The following is a 26,766-nucleotide window of genomic DNA, read 5'->3' on the forward strand; positions in this document are numbered from 1 at the left end:
CACAGATAAAACGCATTTCGCGTGATTGATCTGTCAAACGGTTCGCAATACAGTGTCACATCACGATGTCAGAGGTTTCCTCTGTCAACAGCATCCAGCTTTCCCGTAATTCAAGGTAGAGGTAGACACACCATGACCGATCGCATTGCCGTTCACGGCCTTCAAGTGGCCCCCGAGCTGTACAACTTCGTGGACAAAGATGTTTTGCCCGGTACGGGCGTGGACAGTGCCTCATTCTGGAAGGGCTTCGATGCACTGGTCGCCGACCTCGCGCCCAAGAACGCCGCCCTGCTCGCCGAGCGTGACCGCCTGCAAAAGGAGCTGGACACCTGGCACAAGGCCAACCCCGGCCCGATCACCAACATGGCCGCCTACCGTGACTTCCTGACGAAGATCGGCTATCTGGTCGAGCCGCCAAAAGGCGCCAAGGCCACGACCGAAAACGTCGACGCCGAACTCGCCAAGATCGCCGGCCCGCAGCTGGTGGTGCCGATCCTGAATGCCCGCTACGCGCTCAACGCCGCCAACGCGCGCTGGGGTTCGCTGTATGACGCGCTGTATGGCACGGACGCCATCAGCGAAGAAGGCGGTGCTGAAAAGGGCAAGGGCTACAACCCCGTGCGCGGTGCCAAGGTCATCGAATTCGCACGCAACTTCCTCGACCAGGCCGTGCCGCTTGCCAACGGCTCGCACAAGGATGCTACGTCTTACAAGATTGTCGGTGGCAAGCTGCAGGTTCAATTGAAGGACGGCCTGACCTCCGGCCTCAAGGACGAAGGCAAGCTGGTCGGCTACCAAGGTGATGCAGCTGCTCCGACCTCGATCCTGCTGATCAACAACGGCATGCACATCGACATCCGCATCGACAACACCACCCCCATCGGCAAGACCGACGCGGCTGGCGTGGCCGACGTGGTGGTGGAAGCGGCTGTCTCCACGATTCTGGATCTCGAAGATTCCGTCGCCGCAGTGGACGCCGAGGACAAGGTGCTGGGCTACAGCAACTGGCTGGGCATTCTGAAGGGTACGCTGACCGAGTCGTTCGACAAGGGTGGCAAGACCATGACGCGGGGCCTGAACGCCGACCGTGAATACACGGCAGTTGATGGCAAGCCGATCAAGTTGCATGGCCGCTCGTTGATGTTCCTGCGCAATGTGGGCCACCTGATGACCAACCCTGCTGTTCTGTGGGGCGCCGACAAGAAGGAAATCCCCGAGGGCATCATGGACGCTGTGGTGACAACCGCCATCGCCATCCACGATCTGAAGGGCAATGGCGCCAACGGCATCAAGAACAGCCGTACCGGCAGCGTCTACATCGTCAAGCCCAAGATGCATGGCCCGGCCGAAGTCGGCTTCGCCAACGAACTGTTCGGCCGCGTCGAGAAGCTGCTCGGCCTGCCCGAGAATACTGTCAAGCTCGGCATCATGGATGAAGAGCGCCGCACCAGCGTGAACCTGAAGGCGTCGATCGCCGCAGCGCCCGCACGTGTGGCCTTCATCAACACCGGCTTCCTCGACCGCACCGGCGACGAAATGCACACCGCCATGCAAGCCGGCCCGATGGTCCGCAAGGGCGAGATGAAGACCAGTGCCTGGCTGCAGGCCTATGAAAAGAACAACGTGCTCGTCGGCCTGACCATGGGCCTGCGCGGCCGCGCCCAGATTGGCAAGGGCATGTGGGCCATGCCTGACCTGATGAAGGCCATGCTCGAGCAGAAGATCGCTCACCCCAAGGCCGGTGCCAACACCGCCTGGGTGCCCTCGCCCACCGGCGCAACGCTGCACGCGCTGCATTATCACCAGGTGAGCGTCGAGGACGTGCAGAAAGAGCTGGAAAAGACCAGCGCCGACACCGAGCGCGACAACATCTTGGCCGACCTGCTGCAAATCCCCGTGGCCAAGGATCCCAAGTGGAGCGACGCCGAGAAGCAGCAGGAGCTCGACAACAACGTGCAGGGCATCCTCGGCTACGTGGTCCGCTGGGTGGATGCTGGCATCGGTTGCTCCAAGGTGCCTGATATCCACAACGTGGGCCTGATGGAAGACCGCGCCACGCTGCGCATCTCGAGCCAGCACATCGCCAACTGGTTACTGCACGGCATCGTGACCGAGCAGCAGGTGCGCGATACCTTCGCCCGCATGGCCAAGGTGGTGGACGGCCAGAACGCGGGTGACGCGAGCTACATCAGCCTCGAGAAGAACCCACAAGGTGCAGCCTATCAGGCCGCACTGGATCTGGTGTTCAAGGGCGTAGACCAGCCGTCGGGCTACACCGAGCCGCTGCTGCACGCATCACGCCTGAAAGTGAAGGCTGGAGCGAAGTAACACACCAGTCACAGGAAGACCGAAATCACGTAGCCCGCTGTTCTCAGCGGGCTTTTTTTTGCTTCACCGCGCCATGTTTGGCTTGTTCCTGACGCTTGCCGCGGATGCGGTGGGTTCAGCATTTGGCGGCCTGAAATTGCGGGATCTGTGTCGTGCCACGTGTCTCGGTCACACGTGATTGCAAACAACTCTGGCATCACCTCCCTCAAACTGGGTATTTCAAAATGCTACGGATGCCCCGGCACAGTAAGAAGATCAAGCCGCAGTGCATTGCAACATCGCAAATCAGTTTTGGAGTGAAATACATGTGAGTAATCACTCATTTTTAAAGCATTGAACCAAAGGATTCTTCCAAGAAGAATATTTATCAGTTTAAGCATTAAAACGTTCACAAAAGCAACAAATTAGTCACAAATGAGATGGCGCGGCTGGTTGCGGAATTACGCAGTTGATAAACAATACAAACTATTGAAATTAATCAATCAATAGATTTGAATTAGCGTTCTGCCGAGTTCGGCGGGCATTGAACACCTTCTCCACCATGTAGGAAGAAGGGGCCAGCAGGGAGGGATTGCCTAAACGCAATCGACAACACGATGAAGATTCTTTCCGTCTTTGGTACGCGCCCCGAAGCCATCAAAATGGCTCCATTGGTCAAAGTACTTGAGCTGACACCGAGCATCGAAAGCTTGGTGTGCGTGACCGGCCAGCACCGACAGATGCTGGACCAGGTGATGCAACTGTTCCAGATCCGTGCCGATTTCGATTTGGCGGTGATGCAGCCCAACCAGACCCTCAATGGCCTGTTCGCACGTGCGATGTCCGGGGTGGACGAGGTGATCGCCAAGGTGCGGCCCGATGTGGTGCTGGTGCATGGTGACACCAGTACTGCTTGCGCGTGCGCGCTGGCGGCCTTTCACCGCCGCGTACCTGTCGGCCATGTGGAAGCGGGCCTGCGCACAGGCAATCTCTCCATGCCGTTTCCCGAAGAGATGAATCGCCGCACCGTGGATGGCGTAAGCGAATGGATGTTCGCCCCCACGTTGACCTCGAAAGCCAACCTTCTGCGCGAGAACTTGCAGGGCCGAATCCACATCACCGGCAACACCGTGATCGACGCATTGGCCGCCACCTGCGACACGCTGCACAGCAACGACACCTTGGCCGCGCAGATGCATGCCAACTATCCATGGATCGACCCCAGCCGCAAGCTGATTCTCGTGACCGGCCACCGCCGCGAGAGCTTTGGTGACGGCTTTCGCTCGATCTGCGCGGCGCTCGCCGAACTGTCAAAGCGCCCGGATGTGCAGATCATCTACCCAGTGCACTTGAATCCGGCCGTTCGTGATGTGGTGATGTCCTCGCTTGGTCAATGCAACCGCACCCACCTGATCGAGCCGCTCGACTATCTAGACTTCGTCTGGATGATGCAGCGCGCGCACATCATCCTCACGGACTCGGGCGGAGTTCAGGAGGAAGCGCCGTTTCTCGGCAAACCGGTGCTGGTGATGCGCGATGTGACCGAGCGCCCGGAAGCCGTGGCCGCCGGCACCGTGACCATCGTCGGCACCAGCACCCTTCGCATCACCGAAGCCGTGAGGCGTTTGCTGGACGATGCCCCCTATCACGCCTCCTTCTCACGCCGCATCAATCCCTACGGTGACGGCAAGGCCTCGCAGCGCATTGTGTCCGCCCTGATGGGCCGCAATTTCCGCGAGTTTGGCGCCGCCGTTGCCGACGGCACCCCTCTCCCATCGACACATGCAATGTCGATGGATTCCGACGGCTGAGGAGCAACACCATGTCCGCGCACAAGACACGACCCACCCGACCTGTGCCGGTGGGGCGGATCGGCGTCCGTCCATGCACAGTTGTTTGCGCAATCGCCTGGATGGTGACCTGCGCATCAACGCACGCCAGCCCGATCGGCGGCGAATTGCAGCAACTCACCAAAGGCCAGCGTTTCGAGCGCCGCATCTCGCTGTCCACGTTGGGGGTGATGGGCCCCTCGGTCAACATTCCAGCCGACTCGCTCCAAGAGTTCTACCTTCCCGCAGGGGGCCGCGAGAGTGCGCGCACCCTGGTGCTGACAACCCCTGCCAACCAGCCCGCACCGGCCTTCGCAGTCAATGGTGCGGCAACCGTCGTGCCGTTGACCACACCGGGCAAGCCCGATCAATTGATCCGCACCACCCTGCCGATGACCGGCTCGGCCACGCCCACACGCATCGGCATGCAGGTGGGGCCACAGGCACCCACCACGTGCGACGCGAAATCCAGCGGCGCGGTGGCTTTGAATCCAGACACCTATCTGTCGTACTACGGCACGGGCAGAGAGACGTCCAACGCTTCCACATGGACACAGGGCATCGCAGTCATGCCTGAGCGCCCCTTCCTTCTGGTCGCCGCCCCGCCGCTGAGCCGCGAGACCTTCGATACCGCGTGGCGCATCGGCCTCACCATGGCCAAGCAGGGACGCCCCGTCTCAGTACATGCTCTGCCCAGCGTCGGCGACATCGTGGACACACGCGCGTTGAGCGTTCCTCCCGGGCTCACAACCATCGCCGCATTTGCGGGTCTGAGCGATGCGAGCGAACACCACGCGATTGCAAGCACCGCAGAAATCGGTGCGCTGCTCATGCTCGATGCGAGTGGACTGCTCGCCGATATCGTGGTGGCAGATGCCCAACTGCAAAGCCAGCTCGCGAGTGCGCTCGATGCCTTGCAGATGCAGATCACCGATGAAGACGCCTTGGTCGTCTTTCAGGAGTGGCGCAACAAGCGCATGCCGCTGGCCCGCGCGACCGCCGGTCGCAAGACACTCAAGCTGACGCCGTTCGGTGCGCGCAACGCCTGGGCCGTCACTGCCGATGGCGCTGCCAGCATCGCATCGCTGGACACCCAAGCGCAGTGGCAACCACTGACCGCCGTGGCAGACGGTGGCGCACGCCTTGCCTCCAGCCAGGTGAATCATGCGCTGCTGCGCGATTCATCGAGCGGCAAAACGCCTCAACAACAATTCACCGTGCAGGCACCGCAGAACTGGGCCGCGAGCTTCGCGCTGACGCCACCGCTCGCCTCAGGCCACACGCCATCGCATATTCAGGTCAGCTTTCAACTGCCTGAACGCGCCAGTCAGCAAAGCCCCGTCGGCGTGCTGCATTGGAACGGCATCCTGCTGGCCGCACGCAATCTCAATGGAAAAGGCGAACGCGAAACGCTGGCTGCCGACATCCCCGTATACGCCCTCAGCGCCATCAATGTGCTGCAGGTCTCTGTGAAGCAGGATGCGCCTGCCGGTGGCTGCTCATCGTCGATGGTGATACCGACCACCGCACTGCAGTTCGATCTGCGTTTCAATTCCGCCGCCTCGTCCAGCGCGAAGCCCACGGACACGCCGTCGTTCGCCGATCTGATCAGCCGTCTGGGCCACTCTGCGGACATCGCCGTTCCGCAAAGCTATCTCACGCAGGCACGTCTGGGCCTCGACAACACGATCCAACTGGCTGCGGCGGCGAACCTCTCGCCCATCGCATCGCGTCTGGTGCTGGTCGACGCCAAGAAGTCCTTCTCGCCCTCACAGACCTTCGTCGCGCTGGATGTGGACGTACTACGCACGCCACGCGCGCTTGGGTTGCAGGACCACCACATCGCACTGCGCGGCACTCCCATCAAGGGCATGCCATGGCCGCAATCCAGTGGCGTCACAGCTGTGCAGGCGGTTCAGACCGACGGTCAGATTGGCCTCCTGTGGTACCCACTTGGCGCAGAAACACGCGTGCGTCCCACGGGCCTTCTGGTCAATCACGGACAGCTGGCACTGCTCGGCCCCGGCTCCGAAGTGGCCTGGCTCAACACGACGGGCTCCGTCGTACGAGCGTCCGACGCCAACACCGCCGGGACCATGTACGAATGGCGCAGCCTGTTTTCATGGGGTGTTCCGGTGACGCTTGCGGCGCTGATCACCTTCATCGCGCTGCTGGTAGCCGCCGGCGTTGCGGCACGCAGGGCAAAGCGCAAATCGCAAGCACTGGAGGGAGCATCATGATGTCGTCGCATTACTGGCCCTATCTAGTCGCAGACTACTACCACTGGCTTGAGATCGCCGGTGTCGTCGTGGCCGTCATCATCTTCCTGTCCAGCGTGGACGATCTGTTCGTCGACGCGTGGTTCTGGATTCGCAAGGTCTACCGAAGCTTCTTCATGAAGCGCTACGCACCGCTCACCAGCAAGGCGATCCGTGATGTGCCAGAACAGCCACTCGCCATCATGGTGCCTGCATGGCTCGAATACGACGTCATCGCGCTCATGCTCGAGAGCATGGTGAACACGCTCGAATACAAGAACTACATGATCTTTGTGGGCACGTACCAGAACGACGAGCGCACCAGAAACGAGGTCGAGCGCATGCGACGGCGCTATCGCCAGTTGATCCGGGTGGAAGTGCCGCATGACGGCCCCACCTGCAAGGCCGACTGCCTGAATTGGCTGGTGCAGGCCATCTTTCTGCAGAACCAGCACCAGCCCGTGCCGTTCGCGGGCGTGGTGCTCCATGACAGCGAAGACGTGCTGCATCCGCTTGAGCTCAAGTACTACAACTATCTGCTGCCGCGCGTGGACTTCATCCAGTTGCCGGTCGCGTCGCTTGAGCGCCACTGGTATGAGTTGGTCGCTGGCACCTACATGGACGAGTTCGCGGAGTGGCACACCAAGGATCTGGTGGTGCGCGAGAGCATGTCGCGCATGGTGCCGTCCGCCGGTGTCGGCACCTGCTTTTCACGCAAGGCACTGGCGCATCTGTCCGTCGAGACCAACAACCAGCCCTTCAACACCGACACGCTGACCGAGGACTACGACATCGGCGCACGCCTCTCGCGCATGGGCATGAAGCAGATCTTCGGCCGCTTTCTGGTGGAGCACACCTCGCGCCGCAAATCCTGGTTCGGCCTTGGCCCGGAGAAGGAAGAAACCAAGGAACTGCCGCTGGATATCCGCGAGTACTTTCCCAACACCTTCAAGACCGCGTATCGCCAGAAAGCGCGCTGGACACTGGGCATCGGCCTGCAGGGCTGGACCCAGGTCGGCTGGAAGGGATCGCTTGCCACCAAGTATCTGCTGTTCCGGGACCGCAAGGGCCTCGTGACCTCGTTCGTCGCCATCGGGGGCTATGTGCTGCTGCTGAACTTTCTGGCCTTCTGGTTCGCGGACAAGATGGGTTGGTGGCAAACCTACTTCCCCTCGCTGTTCTCGCCACGCGGTTGGGTCGGCACGCTGATTCTGCTCAACGGTATCGCGCTGCTGCTCAGAACGCTTCAGCGCGCGCTTTTCGTCCATCGCCTCTATGGCTGGGAACATGCGCTGATTTCTGCACCGCGCATGGTGATCGGCAACTTCATCAACGCCATGGCCGCCGCTCGGGCGTGGAAGCTGTATATCGTGCACCTCGTCACCGGCAAGCGACTCGCGTGGGACAAGACCATGCACGACTTCCCGTCCGCCGACCAGTTGGTGCAGCAACGCCAGAGCCTGGGCCAATTGCTCGTGAGTTGGAAGGTCATCACCGAAGAACAGCTTGCCAATGCGTTGAACCGTCAACGCCTGGTGGGTCTGAGGCTCGGCGAGATTCTGGTGCAGCAGGACTGCCTTGACGAAAACACGTTGCAGGAAGCGATCTCCTATCAGGCATATGTCGAGGAAGCATCGCGCCCCGCACCGCTGATGCCGGAGCCAACGCGATGAACACCGCCCTCACCAGTATCGCAGTCGCCGTCGCCGCCCTGCTCACGCTCGGTCATGGCGAAGCCTTTGCAGCGTCGCCACCCAAGCGCGCAGCCGTTCAGGCACAGGAGCAGCCGCTCAAAGGGCCGGTGTTCAAGCTCGCAAAGCAGGCCTATGCGGCCTACGATGCCAAGCGCTACCCTCAGTCCGCGCAGTTCGCACGCCGAGCGATAGCGCTGCGGCCCGAAGTGCTGCGCCTACGCATGCTGTTGATCTACGCACTGCAAAAACAGGGCAAGACGCAGGACGCGCTGGCCGCCATCGCCGACGCACAGGCGTTCGGCCTGCAGTCCGACGAACTGAATCAGGCCAGGCACAACTTGCAGGCCACCGGCAACGCAACGCAGAGCGATGCCTACCGCCAGGGCTTTCCCATCGCCACGCAGGCATTTGCCGACTACAACGCCCAGAAATATGTGTCGAGTGCCGAACTAGCCGAAAAGGCGTTCCGCATGGATCCCTCGCAGGGCCGCTGGGCGTTGTTGTGGATCACCGCACTCGAGGCACAGGAAAAGATGGATGCCGCCGTGGAGGCGGCAGACAAGGCCATCGCGCTCGGCGCGCCCAATCGCAACGACCTGCTGGCGCGCAAACAGGCGCTGCACAAGTCCATGTCCGAAGCACCGGCTTCGGGAGCCTATCGGGCACTGGGCGAATTTCAGAACGATGATGCCGTCCAACTGGCGCGCAAAGCAGTTGCATTGGCGCCCGACACACAGAGCCACCGGCTGCTGCTGCTCACCACGCTGGTGATCGCCAATCGCATGGCCGATGGTGAAGCGGCTGCCACCGATGCGCTGGTGCAGGACGACGAGGACACCAACGCGCTCGTCATGCGCGCCTATTTCAGGCAGCGCCAGCTCAAGACCGAACTGGCCAACAAAGATTTCGACGAGGCCATGATGCAGGACTGGCTCGACGACACGCAGCGCACCGGCATCCGCCTTGTCGCTACCGATGCGGCGCTCGTCGTGGGTAACTTCGAGCGCGCGAAGGCGCTGCTCGCACCGCTCGCCGCCGATGACAAAGCCGTGGCCCTGCGTCTCAAGCAGATCGCAGAGCGCGAGGCACCGCCCACGGAACTCACCCGCGCGAGCTACCCGCCTCCCAACATGGATTGCCACCTCACGCCCTACGGTTCGGTCTGCGACATGAAGCCCGCCGACGAGGCCAACACTGCAAGCGCCAAGGCCTACGCGGCCTATGGAAAACAGGACTATCAGGAAGCCATCGCTCAGGCTGAAAAGGCCGTGGAGCAGGATCCCGACAGCCCCCTGATGCAGAACCTGTTGACCATCACACTCGCGGCTGGCAACGCCGCGCAGCAGGCACGCGCACTGGAGCGCATCAACGCCGATCTGAAGACCACGCCCGATGACGCAGGCCTGCTCATGCAGCGCGCCTACATCCACCAGCGGCGCAACGAATCCCAGGAAGCACTCGTCGACTTCCAGGCCGCGCGCGCCACCGGCAAGGCGCCGCCGCTCGCCATACTCGACGAAAGCTATGCGCTTGCGCGGGTAGGTCGCAAGTCAGACGCGGTCGGCATGTTCAAACAGGCCATCGACCAGAACGACAGCAACGAGCTGGAACTCACCCCTGAGCAGCGCTACAACACCCGCAATGCCATTTCAGGCCTGTCGCGTGAATGGGGCGCATCCGTGTCGACGAGCTACCGCGGCGCGCGCGCAGCGGGCTCTGGACTCAACAACACGCCGGTCACCACCGGCTCCGACTCGGTCTTCGGCATGGCCGATGTCTACTGGCGGCCGCCGCAGTTTCTCAACAGCGCAACGCAGGTCTTCGAGGTCTATGGTCGGCTGATGAGCACGTTGCATGGAGGCTCGTCGAGCACGCAGGAGCAGACCATCATCGATCCCTGCACCGGCCGTCCGACTCCCATCGGCGCGACACGCAACAACGGCATCTCTGGCCTGCCCACGACCATCGGATCGCTAGGCGTGCGCTTCACGCCGTCCACCGACTACGCGCTCACATTTGGCCTGGAGCGACGCTTCCTGCTCGGATCCTCCACGCGTTCGGGGTCGGTGACGCCGGAATCCGCAGACCTGCGCTGCAAGCTCAGCGGACGCGATCCGTCGCAGCCCGGCGCGCCCGTCATCGGCAACGCGAAATCCATCCAGTTCGACTCGAATGCGAGTCAGGGCGGCTGGCTGGCCTATGCGACCTATGGCTTCTACCGGGGCACAGCGCTGCGATTCGACGTGCCGAGCTGGTTCACGATGGAAGGCTATGTGCAGGGCGGCTACTACCGTGAGGACCTGTCCGCCAACTTCTGGATGCGCGACCAGAACACCGGCGTCAACAGTGAACGCCAACGCGGCAAATACCGCCGTGACCAATGGTTCGCCAACGCCGAGATGCGCGTGGGCCGCAGCTTCCGCATGGACGCCGTGAGTGATCGCCTCGTTCTGTTCCCGCACCTGGTGCTTGCCGCCGACTACCAGCGTCAGAACTACCGCGCCCAGATTCCGAACTTCAAGGATGACATTCGCGTTCAAGGCAACGGCTCGACCTGGTCTGCGGGTGCAGGCGTGGGCGTGAGCGCGCGCTACGCATTCCGCGAGGACCACTACAACGCACCGCGCTCCTACATCGACTGGACCGTGCAGTACCGCACCAGCATCGGTGGCGGCCAGAAGGACCGCGCCAAGGGCTGGTTCATGAGCCTGTCGCTCTGGTATTGAAAAGAGCAATGCAAAGCATGAGGAGGAAGAAAATGAACAACGGCATCAGCACTATAGAAAATGGGCAGGCCCCGCTGCACACCCGGCGCGCCACCTTGCGGCTGGCCGCAGTCGCTGCGGCCATGCTGATCACCACGCAGATGGCATGGGCCCAGAACAACGGCTCGTCGCTGGTCATCAAGGGCAAGGACGGCTGGCTGTTCGCAGGCTGGGGCAGCCTCACGCAGGTAGATACGGCGGGCATCGACCGCACCGTTCAGCTGGTCGCGCACGTCAACCAGCAGCTCAAGGAGCGGAACATCGATCTGCTGATTCTCATGCTGCCCGACAAGGTGCATTTCTACGCCGACAAGTTGCCCGATGGCACGAAAGTCAGCCCTGCCGTGGAGCAACGCTATGCGCTCATACAGAACAAACTGCAGCGCGCCGACATCCAGACTTTCGACAACTTCACTCTGCTCAAAAAAGTCCGCGGGGCAGGTGCTGACGTGTTCTATCGCACCGACCAGCACTGGACGCTCGACGCCGCCGACGCCACAGCACAAGGCACGGCGGATCTCATCCGCAAGATCAAGCCACAACTCTCGGGCACTGCGGGCACGGGCACACCACTCGGTGCTCTGGCCAAGGAGCGACGCTACGGCGATCTGGCCGAGATCTTTCTCACACCCGAAGAGAAGAAGCAGATCGGCCGCGAGGTCTACACCGTGCGTCGTCAGGCCGAAGGCCAGGGCCTGCTGGACGACGCGCCTGCACCCGTGCATGTCACCGGCCATAGCATGGTCCAACCTTATTTCGGCTACCCGCAAAAGCTCTCCAACCTGCTTGATCGCCCGGTGTCATTGAACTGGAAACCCGGCAACATAGGGCCGTGGGTGATGCTGCTCGAATACCTCGAGTCGTCCTCGTTCAAACAGACCAAGCCGCAGGTGCTGGTCTGGCAGATGTTCGAGCCCAACTTCAATCAGGGTCCCGATGCCGCAGGCCTCTGGGACAACGCGGCGGTCATGCCCGTCGATACATGGACGCAGCGCGTCACGCGCGCCCTGGGGAGCTCCACGCCATGACACAACGCGATAACCCCCCATCACCAGCCGATCCGCCCACCACAAGCCATCGTGCCACGGCCATTGTCTGGATGGTGTTGCTCGTGGCTGGATTGGCAGTGGGACTGTGGTCGCTCAAGCATGCCGAAATCAAGCCCGAGAAGTCGACGCACGATGCGTGGATGAACGGTATCGCGGAAACCGCCATCAACCAGTCCCTGCGCCTTCCCGGCCAGAGCTGGATAGAGATGGCGGGCGCCGCCGCACGCTACCGCCTGCTCGGAGACCTCGGCGAGCAGGTCGTGCTGGGTTGCCCACAGTGGATGTTTTATCACGATGGCCTGCGCGTACAGCCGGGCACCCGCTCCGATGTCGTGAAGCAGCGCCTCCAACTGCTGGAACATTGGCACGAACAACTGCAGGCCCGCAATGTCCAGACGCTGGTGGTTGCCGTGCCTGACAAGGCGCGCGTGGAGGAGGAATATCTGTGTGGTCGCACGATGACCAAAACCATGCAAGCGCGCTACGACGAGCTCAGCAGAACGCTTGCCGAGCGTAACATTGCCTTCGCCGACCTGCGCCCTGTGCTTGAGGCGCAACCGGAGGATATGTACTTTCGCACCGATGTACACATGAACGCCGCAGGCTCCCAACGCGCCGCCGAGGCCGTCGCGACCAAAGCGCTCACACTTTTGGGGGGCAAGCGCGGCACACAGCGTTTCGACATCTCGCCACCCAGCGCACCCGAGCCTCGGATGGGAGACCTGCTGGTGCTTTCCGGACTGAAGGATGCGCCCACGGGATGGCGCCCCGACATCGAATCCGTTTCATCGCAGACCATCACCCCCGTGCGCAGCGGTGGTCTGCTCGACGACACGCCGCCCGTGCAAGTGCTGCTCGCCGGCAGCTCCAATGGTCTGCGCAGCAATTTCGCGGAATGGCTAGGCAACGATCTGGGGCAGGAGGTGTGGAACCTCAGCATGGACGGCGGCCAGTTCTCTGGCGCGATGGTCAAGGCGCTCGCTCAGGAGGCGCGCTGGCCCGCGAGCCTTCGGCTCGTGATCTGGGAGTTTTCGGAAAACACCTTGTCGCTGCCGCTGACGGATGACGAGAAGAAGGCGCTCAAGCAGATCACAGCACCCGTTCTGGCTTCTGCCAATACCCAAGGGGGATGACGAACCATGCTGTTCAATTCCTATCTCTTTCTGCTGCTGTTCCTGCCCATCGCGCTGATGGGCTACTACGCCGCAGGCCGCATCAGCCTCAAGCTCGCGGCGCTCTGGCTGTGCGTCTCCTCATTCATTTTCTATGGTTGGTGGAACCCGCAGTTCGTCGCGCTGCTCTCGTGCTCCATCGTCTTCAACTACGTCGTGGGTTTGCTGATCCTGCACTTCGCAGGCTCGCCGAAAAAGCAGCTGCTTGTCACCAGCGTCGGCGTGACCGTGGACCTCGTGGTGCTGTTTCACTACAAGTACTTCGCGGCGTTGTTCAACTTCCTGAGCGAATGGGGGCTCACGCACGGCGCGATGGACACGCTGATCCTTCCGCTCGGCATCTCGTTCTTCACCTTCACACAGATCGGCTTTCTGCTCGATTGCCGATCGGGCCTGGTCAAGGAAAAGGGCTTTCTGAGCTATGTTCTGTTCGTGACTTTCTTCCCGCATCTGATCGCAGGCCCCATCCTGCATCACAAGGAGATGATTCCGCAGTTCGCTGACCCCGCGAATTACCGCTTCAAGTTCGAGAACCTGTCGATCGGTGGTGTGCTTTTCGTGATCGGTCTCGCCAAGAAAGTACTGTTGGCCGATGGTATCGCGCCATATGCCGATGCCGGCTTCGCATCGCCCGATGACCTGCAATTCTGGGGCTCGTGGGCCACCAGTCTGAGCTACGCGCTGCAGATCTATTTCGACTTTTCGGGCTACTCGGACATGGCGCTGGGCCTCGCGAAGATGTTTGGTATCGGCTTCCCGCTGAACTTCAACTCGCCTTACAAGGCTGCGAGCATCATCGACTTCTGGGCACGCTGGCACATCACGCTCACGCGCTATCTCACCGCCTATCTGTACTACCCGGCGGCGATGGCGATCTCGCGCGCACGCGAAAAACGCGGTATGACGGTCGGCTCCAGCGCCGCCAAATCACCGGGCGGATTCGCTGCCACCATCATCTTGCCGACACTGTTCACCATGGGTCTTGCCGGCGTGTGGCACGGCGCGGGCATGCAATATCTGGTGTTCGGCATCTGGCATGGCCTGTGCCTGTCGATCAACCATGGTTGGCGCATTTTCGTGGTCGGCAAAAAGCCCCCGGCACAGCGCCACAGTGGCTCGATGACGCAAATGGCCTGCGTGCTGATCACCTTTGCTGCGGTGCTCATCGGTCAGGCGTTCTTTCGCGCCGATGGCATGGGCAAGGCATGGCAGCTGATCGAAGGCATGTTCGGCATGCGCGGTTTCGAAGGGCTTGAATCGCTGGGCCATGCGGTAGGCCTGTCGTTCGGCGACGCATGGCGCCTCGTCATCGGGCATCACCTTCAAGGCGTGTACATCGCCCTGCTGCTCGCCATCGCTTGGTTCACCCCGAATGCACACCAGATTCTGGGCGGCTTCTCGCCCGCGCTGTTCAAGACTCTGAAGAACCCCAGCCAGTTGCTGAGCTGGCGTCCCAGCCTCGGCTGGATGCTGGCGACATTGCTGCTGCTCGCGCTGTGCGTTGCCAACGTCCACAAGGAAACACGTTTCCTGTACTTCCAGTTCTGAACCCTATTTTTTTTATTGTTGAAGAGGAGTCCACCATGAGCATGAACGAAATTGAATCCCGCGCCGCATCGCTGATCGAAGGAATCATCATGACGCCCGTCGATGCCGAGACCCAGCTGATCGATTCAGGGCTGGTCGATTCGCTGTCCGCTGTCGATGTCACGCTCGCCGTCGAGCGCGAGTTCGGCGTGAAGATTCCCCCCTCGGAAATCGACGTGCACCTGCAATCGGTGCAGACGCTTGCGCAATTCATCCAGGCGCGTGTGCATGCCTGAAAGAAGACGGAATTGAAATCCGTGCGGATGCGCCTGTTTCCAAGGCGTTTCGCGAAAGGAGAACGACATGCGGTTTGACTTCGACACATTCGAGTTCATCGAACTCACGGAACACCCCCGGCTGGCGGCCATTCACGACGCCGATAGCACCATGAGCTGGCAGGCGTTGCGCACCGCCGTGGATGTATGGATGATGATGGCGACCGAGGCTGGCGCGCGCGCCGATCAACCTCTGGTCATTACGGGGCACAAGGAGTCCGACTTCGTCGTCGCGATGCTGGGCTGTCTGCGCCTTGGCGTGCCGTTTGTTCCCATCGACGTCATCAACCCCGCCGAACGTGTGCGCCGCATCACAGAGCTGGTGCATGCGCATCTCGTCTACGACACGCAAAAACACCGCTTCACCACCACCGAACACGCAGGCACCGAGCTGGAACAGAAGGGCGTTGCCTACATCATGTTCACCTCGGGCAGCACCGGCGATCCCAAGGGCGTGCAGATCGGGCGCGAGAGCATCGGCCTGTTCGCGGGCTGGGTGCGCAAGTGCCTGCAGCTCGGCAGCGCGCCGGTGTTCATGGACCAGATGCTGTTCAGCTTCGACTTCTCGCTGTTCAACTGGGTCGGCGCGCTGACCTGCGGCGGCACCGTGGCGCTGTGCGCACGCGAGACCATCGAGGACGGCTCGGCGTTCATGGACTATCTGGTGAAGACCCGCGTGTCGGTCTGGGCCTCGACACCTTCCTTTCTGCGCCAACAGATGCTGAGCGCCGACTTCAATGCGCAACAGTTGCCCGATCTGAAAACGTTCGTGCTTGGCGCCGAATCACTCACGCCCACCATGGCGGAGGCGCTCTGGGAGCGCTTTCCCGGCATCCGCCTCATCAACTCGTATGGCCCGACCGAGGCGACCTGCTCCACCACCTGGGTCGAGGTTGATCCGGTACTGCGCAAGGCCGCGCCGCTGCCGTTTCCCATTGGTCGCGCCAAACCCTATGCCGATGTGTTCATCGAAGACGGCGAGATCTGCATCGCTGGCGACCATGTGATGCGCGGCTATCTGAACCGCCCCGATCTGAACGAGACACGCATGTTCATGCGCAACGGCAAACGCGGCTATCGCAGCGGTGATATCGGCGACATGGATTTGCAGGGTCTCGTCACCTTTCGCGGGCGCCGGGATGACCAGATCAAGCTGCATGGCTACCGTATCGAGCTGGCCGAGGTCGATGCCGCGCTCGCATTGCTGCCAGGCGTTCGCGCGGGCGCTGCCATCGCGCTCAAGCGACCCGATGGCGTGATCGTGCGCATGATTGGCTTCGTTGATCCAGACCATGCCGGCCCCGAAGGATTGCATGCGCCCAGTGAATTGCTCCAGGACTGGAAAGCGATTCTCGCGCGTCGCGTGCCTTCGTACATGGTGCCGTCAGAGCTGCTGATCTGTCATGGCTTTCCGATGTCGCAGACGGACAAGGCTGATCGCAAGAAGCTCGAACAGATGTACCGCGAAAGCCGCACCTCGGCAGCGACCAAGCCGGGGGCACAACCGGCGCAACGGACAGGACAACCCGCATGAGACACGAATTTCACTTTCTTCCGAGCGCCACCTTGCGTGCTGCGGCTTACAGCGGGTTGATTGCGCTGTCCATGTTGGCCGCGCCATGCGTGCAGGCTGAGGGCGCTTTTGCGCAGTTGTATGCCGCGCGCCCTCCCGCTGGGTCCTCGTTCGTGCGAGTGATCAATCCCGGAGCGACGCCTCTGCGCGTCCAGATTGCAAACGGCCCGGAACAGACGCTCAAGGGCGATGTGGTGACGTCGAGCTACGCCATCGTACGAGGCCAGACCGAGTTCGTCGTGACGATCAACGGCAAGGCCTCCGCACCCATCAAGGTCGCGCCCGACAGCTTCACCTCGCTTATGCCCTCGTCGCCGAGCGACGCCACACAGCTCAAGATGCTCGACGATTCGGCTGGTGCTCCACAGGATGCTTTGAAGGCCGGACTGCGTTTCTACAACCTCAGCGCGAACTGCAGCGAAGGCGGGGTGAGCATCGCTCCCGCTGGCACGCCACTGTTCGCACCAGTGGGCTATGGCGCATCGACTGCGCGGGCCATCAACCCGGTGAAGGCGACGCTCGTAGGTCGCTGCGCGCAGGTGAACACTGGCCCACTGGATCTGCCCGCGCTGCAGCCGGGCGAGCACTTCAGCCTGTTCCTCATGGGCAGCGCGAGCAAGCCCGTTCTGCGCGGTCAACGCAGTTCCACTGACGGATACAGACCGTGACCCAAAACCCACCCCATCCCGCACTGGACTCCACACCCCTCATGACGAACCGCCCTGTTTTTCGTGAAGACCACCTGCAATTTCAGGCGCAGGTGGAGCGCTTCGTGGCGCAGGAAATTCTGCCTTTTTACACGCAGTGGGAAGACATCGGTGTGACGCCGCGCGGGCTTTGGCGCAAAGCGGGTGCGAACGGACTTCTCAACTGTGCGATACCGGCACCGTGGGGACAGGGTGGAGACTTCGGCCACGCGGCGGTGGTGCTCGAAACGCTGGCACGCAACAACTGTCTGGGCATCGGGTTCTCAATCCACTCCGACATGGTTGCGCCCTACATCCTTCACCTGGGCACACGCGACCAGAAAGACCGCTGGCTTACGCGCATGTCCGATGGCGAATACATCGGCGCCATAGCGATGACCGAGCCCGATGCGGGCAGTGACCTCAAAGCCATTCGCACACGTGCGCGCCGTGAGCGCGGTCACTATGTTCTGAACGGCACCAAGACTTTCATCACCAATGGCGCGAACGCCGACCTCGTGATCGTCATGGCCAGCACTGCGCCGGAACTCGGCGCGCGCGGCCTGTCGCTGTTTGTAGTCGAGAGAGGTATGGTCGGATTCACGCATGGCGCACCGCTCAGAAAAATCGGCCAACACGCGCAGGACACCAGCGAGCTTTTTTTCGACGACGTTCGCGTGCCACTGGAAAATCGCCTCGGCGAAGAGAACGCTGCATTCGAACATGTGGGAATCGAGCTCGCGCAGGAGCGTCTGGCGATTGCGCTGCGTGCGGGGGCCAATCTCGAAGGCATGATCGAGGCAACCGCGCAGTACGTGAAGCAACGCAAGGCGTTCGGGCGCCGCATCGTGGATTTTCAGAACGCGCGCTTCAAGCTTGCCGACGCAATCGCCCAGAGCACCATGCTGCGCACGTTTCTCGATGATTGCATCGCCAAGCACATGCGTGGCGAGCTCGACGCCGTCACCGCCGCCATCGCCAAACTCAATGCCACCGAGATGCAGAACAAGCAACTCGACGAGTTGCTTCAGCTCTTCGGCGGCTACGGCTACATGGCGGATTTCGGCATCGGCCGTGCGTGGACCGATGCACGTGCGCTGCGGATTCTGGGCGGCACCAGCGAGATCATGCGCGACATCATCGGCAAGCGGATCTGAAGGCGTCTCCTCAGCCTTTGTGGGTCATTGACGCTGCTGCGCGCGCATGGTGGACTTCCACACATTACGCAACTGCACGCCCTCAGCCGTGTCCTGCGATGCCCAAGGCTCGAGCGCGAAGGCCACGACACGCTTCGAACCGTAGGCCTGCGCCACGTTCCACTGCGAACGAAGGCGCTCGAGTCCGGCGGTCTGCGCGTCGAATTCACCGACCACATTGGCCGCGCCCTGTTTCATCTCGAACAGCTCGACGATCAGATCAAAGTTCGCACCGCGCTTGAGCAGCATCTGGTGCAGCGGTTCGAGGTTGGCATAGTTCTTCATGCCATGCACGCCGACGCCGTCCTGGATCATCGGACGCAGGATCACGCGGTCGAGGATGTAGCTCCACATGGTGGCCAGTTGCTCGGGCGTGCCCATAACGCTGTAGTAGGTCGACACGCTGGGCTCGCGGCCCGAGGTCTCGATGGCCACATCAGACAGCTGCTTGAGCCAGCCAGCCACCATCTCGAGGCGTGCCTGCGAACGGCCGAAGTCGTACTGCTCGAGTTCATATGGGATGTACCAGCCCGCAAAGGCAGGATGCTTGGGCCAGGTGACAGAGCGCATGTAGGCGATGGAGTTCGCAGCGATGTTCTGCAGGTAGTTGGCGACGTCGGCATCGCTTTGGGCGATGACGGCCCACCAGTTCTCGTTGTAGGGCAGACCGATGTGCACACCCATGCCGAGCTTGGCGGCCTCGTCCATCAGGCGCTGCAGCATGCGGCCACGCGCATCCCACTTGTCGAGCGATTCGCCCTCGATACCCACCCACTGCAGAAACAGCGAATCGCAGCCAAGATCCTTCATGCCGGACAGCACGTTGCGCCAGCGCGCATTGGTCCAGTCCATGTGTTCCTGCCAAGGCTGCAGGAACGAGCCGCCGGTCATCTGGGTGGTCTTGCAACCAGCCAGAATCATGGCACCGCCTAAAGCAGCGGCACCGGAAAAACGCAGCCAGTCGCGACGCGACAGCCCGTTGGAAGTTATATGTGATTTTGGAGACATTTCAACGACTCTAGCAACCACATAGTGAAAACACTGATTTTCCGCAATATTGCGTTAATACATGTATTGGCATGTTTTAACCTATTGATTTACATAGAGTATTTCGATTTGTTCGCGTTAAAAATCAATTTCACTCTTGCACAAAATCAGCCTGCACGCCAGTTTTCCACCCAATCGATTCCATTTACTGGAAACTTACCGATAATTTATTACGAATATTGCAAAATACAGCCCTTAAAATCGAGTAATGACTACATTCAAATTTATCGATCTGTGGTAGGCAGCATCAGGGTGCCTTGCGCAGCACAAGAACCTCGATGCGCGACGGCACGCCCAGTCGCACCGCAAACCCCGCCCACAGCCCCGCGCCGTTGCTCACGAAGAGCTTCATGCGATCCACGTCGTAGGTGCCGCGCACATAACCGTTGTTGACTGGGGCGACAAGCCAGCGGTCCATGCCAAGAATGTGGCCGCCATGGGTGTGGCCCGAAATCTGCAGCCCCACGCCCTGCGCCGCGTTTTCGCGCGCGAGCTTGGGCTGGTGCGCGAGCAGCAGATGGAAGTCCGCGCCCTTGGCCTGCTTTGCCACTGCGGCGATGTCGGGTGGTAGTCCTTCAGGAACGCTCGGATCGGCGTTCTGCTGCGACAGGCGCCCATAGGCCGGGTCGCCGATGCCCGAGATCGCCAGCGTGCGGCCCTTGATCTTCACGCGCTGGGTCTGGTTCTCCAGATAGTTGAGATGCTGCGCGCGAAACACGCGGGCCCAGGCCTCGTAGCCGCTGTAGTACTCGTGATTGCCGGGCGCGGCGAACACGCCGTACTTAGCGCGCAACTGCGACAGCGGCGCGAGGTTGCCGGCCTGCGTAGCGACATCGCCATCCACCATGTCGCCTGGCAGCACGATGAGATCCGGCCGCGCCGCGAGCGTGCGATCGACAATGCCCTGCACGTAGCGCGCGTTGTTGATGGGGCTCGCGTGGATGTCGGCGATCACAGCCACGCGCAGGCCGTCAAATTCGGCGGGCAGACCGGGGAGCGCGATGTCCTGCTCATGCACCTCGGGCAGCTTGAGCGCCTGCGTCACGCCAAAGCCCGACACCAGCAGCGCGATCACCACGCACAGCCCCGTAGCGAGCCCACGCGCACGCGGCGACATGCCCCCGCCCACCAGCGCGAGCAACAGACCGGCGATATCGCGTAGCAGCGCCAGCACAAAGGCCAGCGCGAGCGCGCAGAAGATCCAGCCCGCAGCCACCTGCAGATGGGCGATCACGCCATAGTCCAGCGTGGCGCTGCGCATCGCCCAGATCAGCGCGGCCGGCATGGCCCCGAACAGTGCGGTGACGAGGAACGCGAGCCAGAACGCGCCGCGCTTCTCGCGCATCAGCAGAGGCCACCACAGCCACAGGGCCACGGGCAAAACGATCAGGCTTGCGTAGAAAATCATGTGCGTGCTTTGAAAAACCGGACACCCCACAGCCGATACACTGCGCCCCGGAGTACCCCATGAGCCCCGCAGAACACGAAGCCCCAGACACCAGCCACTGCCCACTGTGTGGACAGGCCAATCAATGCGCGATTGTCGCAGGCCTGCCCCCCGAAAGCTGTTGGTGCATGAATGAGCCCGTCTCGAACGAGGCTCTGGAGCGCATCCCGCAGGAGCAGCGCGGCAAGGCCTGCATCTGCCCGGCCTGCGCCCGCCCCGTCACCGCACCGGATTGACGACCGGAGCGGCCATTCACACCACAGCGCGAAAACTTCGCATTTCGTGCCGTCCGACGGGTCCCCGAGCCTGCAGATATCACCGCCAGCCGATATGATTCGCGCTCGCTTTTTTCACTTCTGCAAAGGACCCGAAATGCCAACGTACCATATCGAAATGATGGAAGGCCGCACCGTCGAGCAAAAGCGCAAGCTGGCCGAAGAGATCACCCGCGTGAGCGTGGAAGTGCTGGGCGGCTCGCCCGAATCGGTCGACATCCTGATCACTGACGTCAAGCGCGAAAACTGGGCCACCGGCGGCAAGCTCTGGCTGGATCGTCAGTGAGATGAAGGGTTTCCTGCAGGCCACCTTCAGTGGCCCTGCCTCGGCCAGCGCGTTGCAAGAGCGCTATGGCGATCGCTACCGCTGGCTGCTGTTGCTCTCCGTGCTGGCGGGCACCATTGCTTCACTGATTCCCTCGACCAGCGTGAATGTGGCCATTCCGGCCATGAGCGCGTACTTCGAGCTCGGGCAGGCACGCGCGCAGTGGATCACCTCGGGCTTCATGGTGGCGTCCACAGTGTCCATGCTCACCACGCCCTGGCTGCTCACCCGCTTCGGCTACCGCGCCACTTATGTGGGCGCCGTTCTCCTGCTCATGGTCGGCGCGACCATCGGCGGGTTTGCACAGAATTTTCCGATGGTGCTGGTCTCGCGCGTCGCCGAAGGCATTGCCGCGGGCATCATCCAGCCGATTCCGGCCGTCATCATCCTGCACGCCTTCAAGCCGCATGAACAGGGCCGCGCGGGCGGGCTCTTCGGCATGGGCGTGGTGTTGGCACCTGCCATCGCCCCGGCGCTAGGCGGCGTGCTCACCGATCTGATGGGCTGGCGCAGCACCTTCTTTATGGTGGTGCCGGTCACGCTGCTGTCGCTGTGGCTGGGCCTCAAGCTCGTGCCACATTCCTCGCCCGGCGGTGCCACCGTGGGCGAAAACACCTCGGGCCTCGACTGGATTGGCCTCACGCTCGGCGCGGGCGGCACGCTCAGCCTGCTCAACGGCATGGCCCAGCTGCACCACGAGCCACGCGGCCCGGCGCTGCTGCTGCTCGCGCTGGCCGTGGCACTGCTGGTCGGCTTCGTGTTCTGGCAGAAGATCATGCTGGACCGGGGCCGCAAGCCACTCATGGACCTGCGCCTGTTCCGCTGCCGCCCGTTCGTGATGGGCTGCATCGTCTCGGCCGTATACGGCACGGCGATGTTCGGCTCCACCTACCTGCTGCCGCTGTTCATGCAGATGGGCATCGGTCTGTCGGCGAGCTACGCGGGCAATCTCTTGCTACCAGCGGGCATCGTGCTGGCGATGACCTTCCCAGTCGTCGGGCGCCTGGCCGACCGCCAGCCCACGCACTGGCTGGTGAGCATCGGCCTCGGACTGCTCGCGTTGTCGTTTGCGCTGATGATCTTCGTCGGCTCAAGCACCGCGCTCTGGCTGCTGGCGGCCTTCATCGTCGTGGGCCGCGTCGGCCTCGGCTTCATCCTGCCGAGCCTGAACCTCGGCGCCATGCGCCCGCTCGACAAGTCGCTGATCGCGCAGGGCTCGAGCACCATCAGCTTCATCCGAATGCTCGGTGGCGCGGCGGGCGTGAGCCTGTTCGGCATCGTGCTGCAGTGGCGCATGGAAGTGCATGAGGCCGACGTTGCGCTCGGCACCAAGGCCGCGCACCTGATCGCCTTTCACGAATGCTTTGCACTGCTCACCGCGCTGTGTCTGGTAGCCATGGCAGCCGCCACACAATTACGCTCTCCGCATCCGCCGTCGACCAAGACCGACTGAAGCATCTCGTTTTGTACTAACCTATAGTGGTTACCAACCGGCCGCGCCTTGTTCGATGCCGAATGAACGAACTGCGAAAGCAATCAACGCATGTGCCAGCTTTTAGGAATGAACTGCAATACCCCGACTGATGTCCGCTTCAGTTTCTCGGGGTTCGCCCAGCGCGCGGGCAATACCGGCGATCACACCGACGGCTGGGGCATCGCGTTCTTCGAAGACAAGGGCCTGCGCCATTTCGTCGACCACGAACGCGCCATCGACTCGCCGGTCGCCAAGCTGATCCGCGAGTACCCGATCCACAGCAAGAACGTCATCGCCCATATCCGCAAGGCCACCCAGGGCGTCGTGAGTCTGGAGAACTGCCACCCCTTCGTGCGCGAACTCTGGGGGCACTACTGGGTGTTCGCGCACAACGGTGATCTGAAGAATTTCAGCCCCAAGCTGCACAGCCACTTCCACCCGGTCGGCAGCACAGACAGCGAACAGGCCTTCTGCTGGATCATGCAGGAGCTCTCCAAGTCCCACGCTTGCATGCCCAGCATCGACGAGCTCACACTCACTCTGCGCGAGCTCGCTCCGGGAATCGCCAAGCACGGCACGTTCAACTTTCTGCTCTCCAACGGCAAAGCGCTGTGGGCGCATGCCTCCACGCATCTCTACTACCTCGAGCGCAAGCACCCGTTCACACAAGCGCAGCTGTGCGATGAAGACCTCAAGGTGAACTTCGCCTCCGAAACCACTCCCGATGACAAGGTGGCCGTCGTGGTGACCGCGCCGCTCACCACCAACGAGGAGTGGACTGCGTTCAAGAGCGGCGAGCTAAGGGTGTTCGTGAACGGCGAGGCGCGCTGACATCGCCTTGCCACGCCGGATGACGTCAATGCAGCCGCTTGCGGCCGCGCCACACCAACACCAGCACACCCAGTCCCAGCAGCGCCAGCATGAGTCGAGAATCCACAGGCACCGGGGTCGCCTCGGTCACCGGTACCGCCACGATGGCGTCCGTGTCGGTACTGATGCAGGGCGCGGCGCTCGTGCACATCACACCGTCGATCACACTCGCCGTATTGCTGGCCGATGATCCTGCCGCGCCGGTGACGCTGGCCGTCACCAGATAGGCAATCGACTCCCCAGCAGCCAGCGTGATGCCGGTGCAGCCCGCTGGCGTGCAAGTCCCGGCATTGCTGTTGGCACCCACGCTCGCTTGCACAATGTTCGACACGGTCACGCCGACGGCGTCGTCCCTCCACTGCACACCGCTTGCGCCCGTGCCGCCGCCATTGATCAGCGTGACGGTGTACGTCGTCGCTGCGCCTGCCGTGATCTGTGCGACGCTATTGGTCTTCGTCACGCCGAGTTGTGCCGGAGTCACGATATCGTCTGTGTCGATGGCTGTGCAGTCTGCGGCTGGATTGCCTGCAGCGCAGTTGGCGCCGTCAATCAACGCGGTGTTGGTCGCGCGCATTCCCGCACTGCCGCTGACGTCCGCCGTCACCGCGTAGCTGATGCTGCCGCCCGCAGGCAGCGTCACACCACGGCAACTGCTGGTGGTGCAGGTGCCTGCGCTGCTGCCGGTGCTCACGAGCGTCGGCGCTACGTTGGTCACCGTCACGCCCGTGGCGCTGTCGGTCCATTGCACGTTGCTCACGGCCATGCCGCCAGTGTTCTGGAGCGTCACGGTATAGGTAGTGCTCGCTCCAGCAGTTATCTCGGTAACGCCGTTGGTCTTGGTGATGCCAAGGCGGGCGGGCGTCACCACCTCGTCCGAGTCAACCGCCACGCAGACATTGCCATTGATGCAAGTACCGCCATTGATGGTCGCCGTGTTTCTAGCTCCGGCGGCTCCGAGCATACTGCCGACGGTCGCCTCGACGGAATAAGCGATGGATTCCCCCGGTGCAATCGTGATGCCGGTGCAGCCAGTGATGGTGCAAAGCCCCGCACTGCTATTGGGGCCAACATCTGTTTCGAGGATCCGGCCCACGGTCACGCCCACCGGCGTGTCGGCCCACTGCTGGCTGGTTGCCGCGGTGCCACCGGTATTCGTCAGCGTCACGGTGTAGATCGTGCTCGTATTCTGCGCTACCACGTCGACGCCGTTGGTCTTGGCAATGTTCAGGTTCGCCGGGCTCACGACTTGATCCGTGTCCGTGCTCACACATCCGGCCACACTGGCGCTCGTGCAGGTACCGCCGCTCACCGTGGCACGGTTCGACACGGTTGCACCAGCCAACACCGAGGCCAGCACGGTCGCAGTCACGTAGTAAGTGTTGGACTGCCCCGCCGCCAACGTGATGCCTGTGCACCCGGCGTTCGTACAGGTGCCGCTCACATTGCCCGCACCGACCGTACCCACAGCGATGCTGTTCACCGTGAGCCCCGAGGGACTGTCCGCCCAACTCAGGTCAGAAAATGACGCAATGGAACTGTTGTTCAAGGTCACCGTGTAGACTGTCTGTGCGCCCCTGGTGATCTGATTGAGATTGTTGGTCTTGGCCACGCTGACTGCATTGGCGGACACGATGGGGTCGGCATCGGTGCTGGTGCACGCACTGGGCGAGCCCTGGCTGCAATCGCCACCATCCACGATGGCCGCATTCGAAGCTGTCGTGCCAATTACACCGGACACATTCGCCGTCACGGTATAGACGATGGAGGATCCTGGAGCCAGCGTGATGTCGGTGCATCCAGAAGTGGTGCAGGTGCCCGCATTGCTGCCCGCACCCGCAGCGCCCGGGACAATGCCGGTCACGTTCACGTTGCTTGAGACATCCGTCCACTGCACGCCGCTTGCGGCCGTGCCGCCGCTGTTGGTGAGCGTTACCGTGTAGGTGGTAACGGCGCCTGCTGTGACCATGTTGGCACCATTGGTCTTCTGCACGCTGACGATGGCAGGCGTACTCACCGCTTGCCGGTTGTAGGCAACGAAGGCAACATCGGAATCCCCGCTCAACACCTGCACAAACCCGGCGATGCGGCCCATATTGCTGGCATCGATGCCGAAGTCGGAAAAGTGGTAAGCCCGCATGCGCAATGCCCGGGCTCCGTTGGCGATGGTCGATTTGGTGTGATTGGAATTCCAGAACTGCCAGTTCTGCATCCCCGCAACGGGAACCGCATTGAAATTGATGCTCAACTGGTTGCCCACCGGTGCATTCGACGCATCAACAAAGTAAAACTGATCCAGCCTGGCTCCCGGATCACCCACCTGCGTCACGAGTACGTCAGGAATTGAATCGGTCATGGCGCCGACATTGACCACTGACGCATCGAATTTCAAAGCCGCTGCAGGAATATTGAACAGCGCGGAATTCAGATCCAGCCCGTTGGCTCCATCGAACAGATAGGAAGCACGCGACTTGGAGACGTCATAGGTGGCTAATGCGGGAATACCATTCAGTCCACCTGCGGCAGGCACGGCATTGGCACTTGGCGTGAACGCCTGGAATGCCGCGGGCACATATGCACCAGCCAGCACAGCATCATTCACACCTGTGGAGTAGCGTGTTCCCCCCGCAGTGAAGGCCAGCAGATTGTTGACCCCGTTGGACACCGTAGCGGGCGCCGTCGGCCACGTATTGCCGGAATAGCTGCCCCAGACCGCTGTCACATTGTCCACGGCATGCGCGGACAAGGCTGCTGCGCCTGCAAGTGCGATGGCCACGGTACGTGTCGATTGAAGGAGCCAGGCGCGCAAGCGCGTGGCGCGGGTGGACAACGGATCCGTCATTCCCATTTCGTGTGCATCGGAAACAAATTTCGAATCACGATGCACTCCATGTAGGCTGCAGCATCGCGCGGGCAGCCCGTGTATCGGACTGCATCGAT

At 61.9% G+C, this 26,766-nt stretch carries 19 protein-coding genes; 16 read left to right on the forward strand and 3 right to left on the reverse strand.

Translation table 11 applies throughout. From position 1 onward, the window contains the following. Nucleotides 1–132 precede the first annotated feature (132 nt). The 12 genes from G7047_RS21050 to G7047_RS21105 all read left to right on the forward strand — a co-directional run bounded on the left by G7047_RS21050 (nt 133) and on the right by G7047_RS21105 (nt 18,352). Nucleotides 133–2,328 carry a malate synthase G gene (locus G7047_RS21050; protein ID WP_166309771.1) on the forward strand — a complete coding sequence of 732 codons (2,196 nt, stop codon included), beginning with the start codon at nt 133–135 and terminating at the stop codon, nt 2,326–2,328. Nucleotides 2,329–2,924: 596 nt separating this feature from the next. Then, nucleotides 2,925–4,118: a non-hydrolyzing UDP-N-acetylglucosamine 2-epimerase gene (gene wecB / locus G7047_RS21055; protein WP_166309773.1), complete on the forward strand. Its 1,194-nt coding sequence runs from the start codon at nt 2,925–2,927 to the stop codon at nt 4,116–4,118. Nucleotides 4,119–4,129: 11 nt separating this feature from the next. Beyond that, nucleotides 4,130–6,376 (forward strand): hypothetical protein, encoded by a 2,247-nt coding sequence (locus tag G7047_RS21060; protein WP_166309775.1) that lies wholly within the window; start codon nt 4,130–4,132, stop codon nt 6,374–6,376. Continuing rightward, the gene (locus G7047_RS21065) at nt 6,373–8,067 is read left to right on the forward strand and encodes a glycosyl transferase family protein (RefSeq protein WP_166309777.1); all 1,695 of its coding nucleotides are present in this window, start codon (nt 6,373–6,375) and stop codon (nt 8,065–8,067) included. The genes G7047_RS21060 and G7047_RS21065 overlap by 4 nt, the downstream gene beginning before the upstream one ends. Continuing rightward, the gene (locus tag G7047_RS21070) at nt 8,064–10,814 is read left to right on the forward strand and encodes a hypothetical protein (RefSeq protein ID WP_166309779.1); all 2,751 of its coding nucleotides are present in this window, start codon (nt 8,064–8,066) and stop codon (nt 10,812–10,814) included. The genes G7047_RS21065 and G7047_RS21070 overlap by 4 nt, the downstream gene beginning before the upstream one ends. 32 nt (nt 10,815–10,846) lie before the next feature. Then, the gene (locus G7047_RS21075; protein WP_371813814.1) at nt 10,847–11,881 is read left to right on the forward strand and encodes a twin-arginine translocation pathway signal; all 1,035 of its coding nucleotides are present in this window, start codon (nt 10,847–10,849) and stop codon (nt 11,879–11,881) included. Continuing rightward, on the forward strand, nt 11,878–13,035 hold the full coding sequence (locus tag G7047_RS21080) for a cell division protein FtsQ (RefSeq protein ID WP_166309783.1): 1,158 nt from the start codon (nt 11,878–11,880) through the stop codon (nt 13,033–13,035). The genes G7047_RS21075 and G7047_RS21080 overlap by 4 nt, the downstream gene beginning before the upstream one ends. 6 nt (nt 13,036–13,041) lie before the next feature. Next, entirely contained in the window at nt 13,042–14,622 is a 1,581-nt protein-coding gene (locus G7047_RS21085; RefSeq protein ID WP_166309785.1) for an MBOAT family protein, read from the forward strand. A gap of 35 nt (nt 14,623–14,657) precedes the next feature. Further along, nucleotides 14,658–14,897, forward strand: coding sequence for an acyl carrier protein (locus G7047_RS21090; protein WP_166309787.1), 240 nt, complete (start codon nt 14,658–14,660; stop codon nt 14,895–14,897). Between the two features lie 67 nt (nt 14,898–14,964). Further along, the gene (locus tag G7047_RS21095; protein WP_166309789.1) at nt 14,965–16,470 is read left to right on the forward strand and encodes an AMP-binding protein; all 1,506 of its coding nucleotides are present in this window, start codon (nt 14,965–14,967) and stop codon (nt 16,468–16,470) included. Then, nucleotides 16,467–17,177, forward strand: coding sequence for an alginate O-acetyltransferase AlgF (locus tag G7047_RS21100; RefSeq protein WP_166309791.1), 711 nt, complete (start codon nt 16,467–16,469; stop codon nt 17,175–17,177). Before G7047_RS21095 ends, G7047_RS21100 begins: the two co-directional genes overlap by 4 nt. A gap of 41 nt (nt 17,178–17,218) precedes the next feature. Then, nucleotides 17,219–18,352: an acyl-CoA dehydrogenase family protein gene (locus G7047_RS21105; protein WP_166312191.1), complete on the forward strand. Its 1,134-nt coding sequence runs from the start codon at nt 17,219–17,221 to the stop codon at nt 18,350–18,352. A gap of 24 nt (nt 18,353–18,376) precedes the next feature. On the opposite strand, the gene G7047_RS21110 is transcribed toward G7047_RS21105, so the two are convergent. Together G7047_RS21110 and G7047_RS21115 are read right to left on the reverse strand one after the other, a co-directional pair. Further along, nucleotides 18,377–19,399, reverse strand: a complete 1,023-nt coding sequence (locus tag G7047_RS21110; protein WP_166309793.1) for a DUF4434 domain-containing protein — start codon at nt 19,397–19,399, stop codon at nt 18,377–18,379. A 286-nt stretch (nt 19,400–19,685) separates the two neighbouring features. After that, nucleotides 19,686–20,846 carry a metallophosphoesterase gene (locus G7047_RS21115; protein WP_166309795.1) on the reverse strand — a complete coding sequence of 387 codons (1,161 nt, stop codon included), beginning with the start codon at nt 20,844–20,846 and terminating at the stop codon, nt 19,686–19,688. Between the two features lie 59 nt (nt 20,847–20,905). Between G7047_RS21115 and G7047_RS21120 the strand changes: the two genes are divergently transcribed. The 4 genes from G7047_RS21120 to G7047_RS21135 all read left to right on the forward strand — a co-directional run bounded on the left by G7047_RS21120 (nt 20,906) and on the right by G7047_RS21135 (nt 23,790). Next, nucleotides 20,906–21,121 carry a cysteine-rich CWC family protein gene (locus tag G7047_RS21120; protein WP_166309797.1) on the forward strand — a complete coding sequence of 72 codons (216 nt, stop codon included), beginning with the start codon at nt 20,906–20,908 and terminating at the stop codon, nt 21,119–21,121. A 94-nt stretch (nt 21,122–21,215) separates the two neighbouring features. Beyond that, nucleotides 21,216–21,446 carry a 4-oxalocrotonate tautomerase gene (locus G7047_RS21125; RefSeq protein ID WP_166309799.1) on the forward strand — a complete coding sequence of 77 codons (231 nt, stop codon included), beginning with the start codon at nt 21,216–21,218 and terminating at the stop codon, nt 21,444–21,446. A gap of 1 nt (nt 21,447) precedes the next feature. Further along, nucleotides 21,448–22,938, forward strand: coding sequence for a DHA2 family efflux MFS transporter permease subunit (locus tag G7047_RS21130; RefSeq protein ID WP_166309801.1), 1,491 nt, complete (start codon nt 21,448–21,450; stop codon nt 22,936–22,938). Nucleotides 22,939–23,028: 90 nt separating this feature from the next. After that, nucleotides 23,029–23,790, forward strand: coding sequence for a class II glutamine amidotransferase (locus G7047_RS21135; RefSeq protein ID WP_166309803.1), 762 nt, complete (start codon nt 23,029–23,031; stop codon nt 23,788–23,790). A 25-nt stretch (nt 23,791–23,815) separates the two neighbouring features. On the opposite strand, the gene G7047_RS21140 is transcribed toward G7047_RS21135, so the two are convergent. Continuing rightward, nucleotides 23,816–26,668, reverse strand: a complete 2,853-nt coding sequence (locus G7047_RS21140) for a DUF11 domain-containing protein (RefSeq protein ID WP_166309805.1) — start codon at nt 26,666–26,668, stop codon at nt 23,816–23,818. Between the last annotated feature and the right edge of the window lie 98 nt (nt 26,669–26,766).

The sequence above is a fragment of the Diaphorobacter sp. HDW4A genome, assembly GCF_011305995.1.
Lineage (GTDB): Bacteria > Pseudomonadota > Gammaproteobacteria > Burkholderiales > Burkholderiaceae_C > Diaphorobacter_A.

Excerpts from the sequence above, each read along its gene's own strand:
- G7047_RS21050 (WP_166309771.1), top strand. The coding sequence starts at position 133 with ATGACCGATCGCATTGCCGTTCACGGCCTTCAAGTGGCCCCCGAGCTG.
- wecB (WP_166309773.1), top strand. The coding sequence starts at position 2,925 with ATGAAGATTCTTTCCGTCTTTGGTACGCGCCCCGAAGCCATCAAAATG.
- G7047_RS21060 (WP_166309775.1), top strand. The coding sequence starts at position 4,130 with ATGTCCGCGCACAAGACACGACCCACCCGACCTGTGCCGGTGGGGCGG.
- G7047_RS21065 (WP_166309777.1), top strand. The coding sequence starts at position 6,373 with ATGATGTCGTCGCATTACTGGCCCTATCTAGTCGCAGACTACTACCAC.
- G7047_RS21070 (WP_166309779.1), top strand. The coding sequence starts at position 8,064 with ATGAACACCGCCCTCACCAGTATCGCAGTCGCCGTCGCCGCCCTGCTC.
- G7047_RS21075 (WP_371813814.1), top strand. The coding sequence starts at position 10,847 with ATGAACAACGGCATCAGCACTATAGAAAATGGGCAGGCCCCGCTGCAC.
- G7047_RS21080 (WP_166309783.1), top strand. The coding sequence starts at position 11,878 with ATGACACAACGCGATAACCCCCCATCACCAGCCGATCCGCCCACCACA.
- G7047_RS21085 (WP_166309785.1), top strand. The coding sequence starts at position 13,042 with ATGCTGTTCAATTCCTATCTCTTTCTGCTGCTGTTCCTGCCCATCGCG.
- G7047_RS21090 (WP_166309787.1), top strand. The coding sequence starts at position 14,658 with ATGAGCATGAACGAAATTGAATCCCGCGCCGCATCGCTGATCGAAGGA.
- G7047_RS21095 (WP_166309789.1), top strand. The coding sequence starts at position 14,965 with ATGCGGTTTGACTTCGACACATTCGAGTTCATCGAACTCACGGAACAC.
- G7047_RS21100 (WP_166309791.1), top strand. The coding sequence starts at position 16,467 with ATGAGACACGAATTTCACTTTCTTCCGAGCGCCACCTTGCGTGCTGCG.
- G7047_RS21105 (WP_166312191.1), top strand. The coding sequence starts at position 17,219 with ATGACGAACCGCCCTGTTTTTCGTGAAGACCACCTGCAATTTCAGGCG.
- G7047_RS21110 (WP_166309793.1), bottom strand. The coding sequence starts at position 19,399 with ATGTCTCCAAAATCACATATAACTTCCAACGGGCTGTCGCGTCGCGAC.
- G7047_RS21115 (WP_166309795.1), bottom strand. The coding sequence starts at position 20,846 with ATGATTTTCTACGCAAGCCTGATCGTTTTGCCCGTGGCCCTGTGGCTG.
- G7047_RS21120 (WP_166309797.1), top strand. The coding sequence starts at position 20,906 with ATGAGCCCCGCAGAACACGAAGCCCCAGACACCAGCCACTGCCCACTG.
- G7047_RS21125 (WP_166309799.1), top strand. The coding sequence starts at position 21,216 with ATGATTCGCGCTCGCTTTTTTCACTTCTGCAAAGGACCCGAAATGCCA.
- G7047_RS21130 (WP_166309801.1), top strand. The coding sequence starts at position 21,448 with ATGAAGGGTTTCCTGCAGGCCACCTTCAGTGGCCCTGCCTCGGCCAGC.
- G7047_RS21135 (WP_166309803.1), top strand. The coding sequence starts at position 23,029 with ATGTGCCAGCTTTTAGGAATGAACTGCAATACCCCGACTGATGTCCGC.
- G7047_RS21140 (WP_166309805.1), bottom strand. The coding sequence starts at position 26,668 with ATGACGGATCCGTTGTCCACCCGCGCCACGCGCTTGCGCGCCTGGCTC.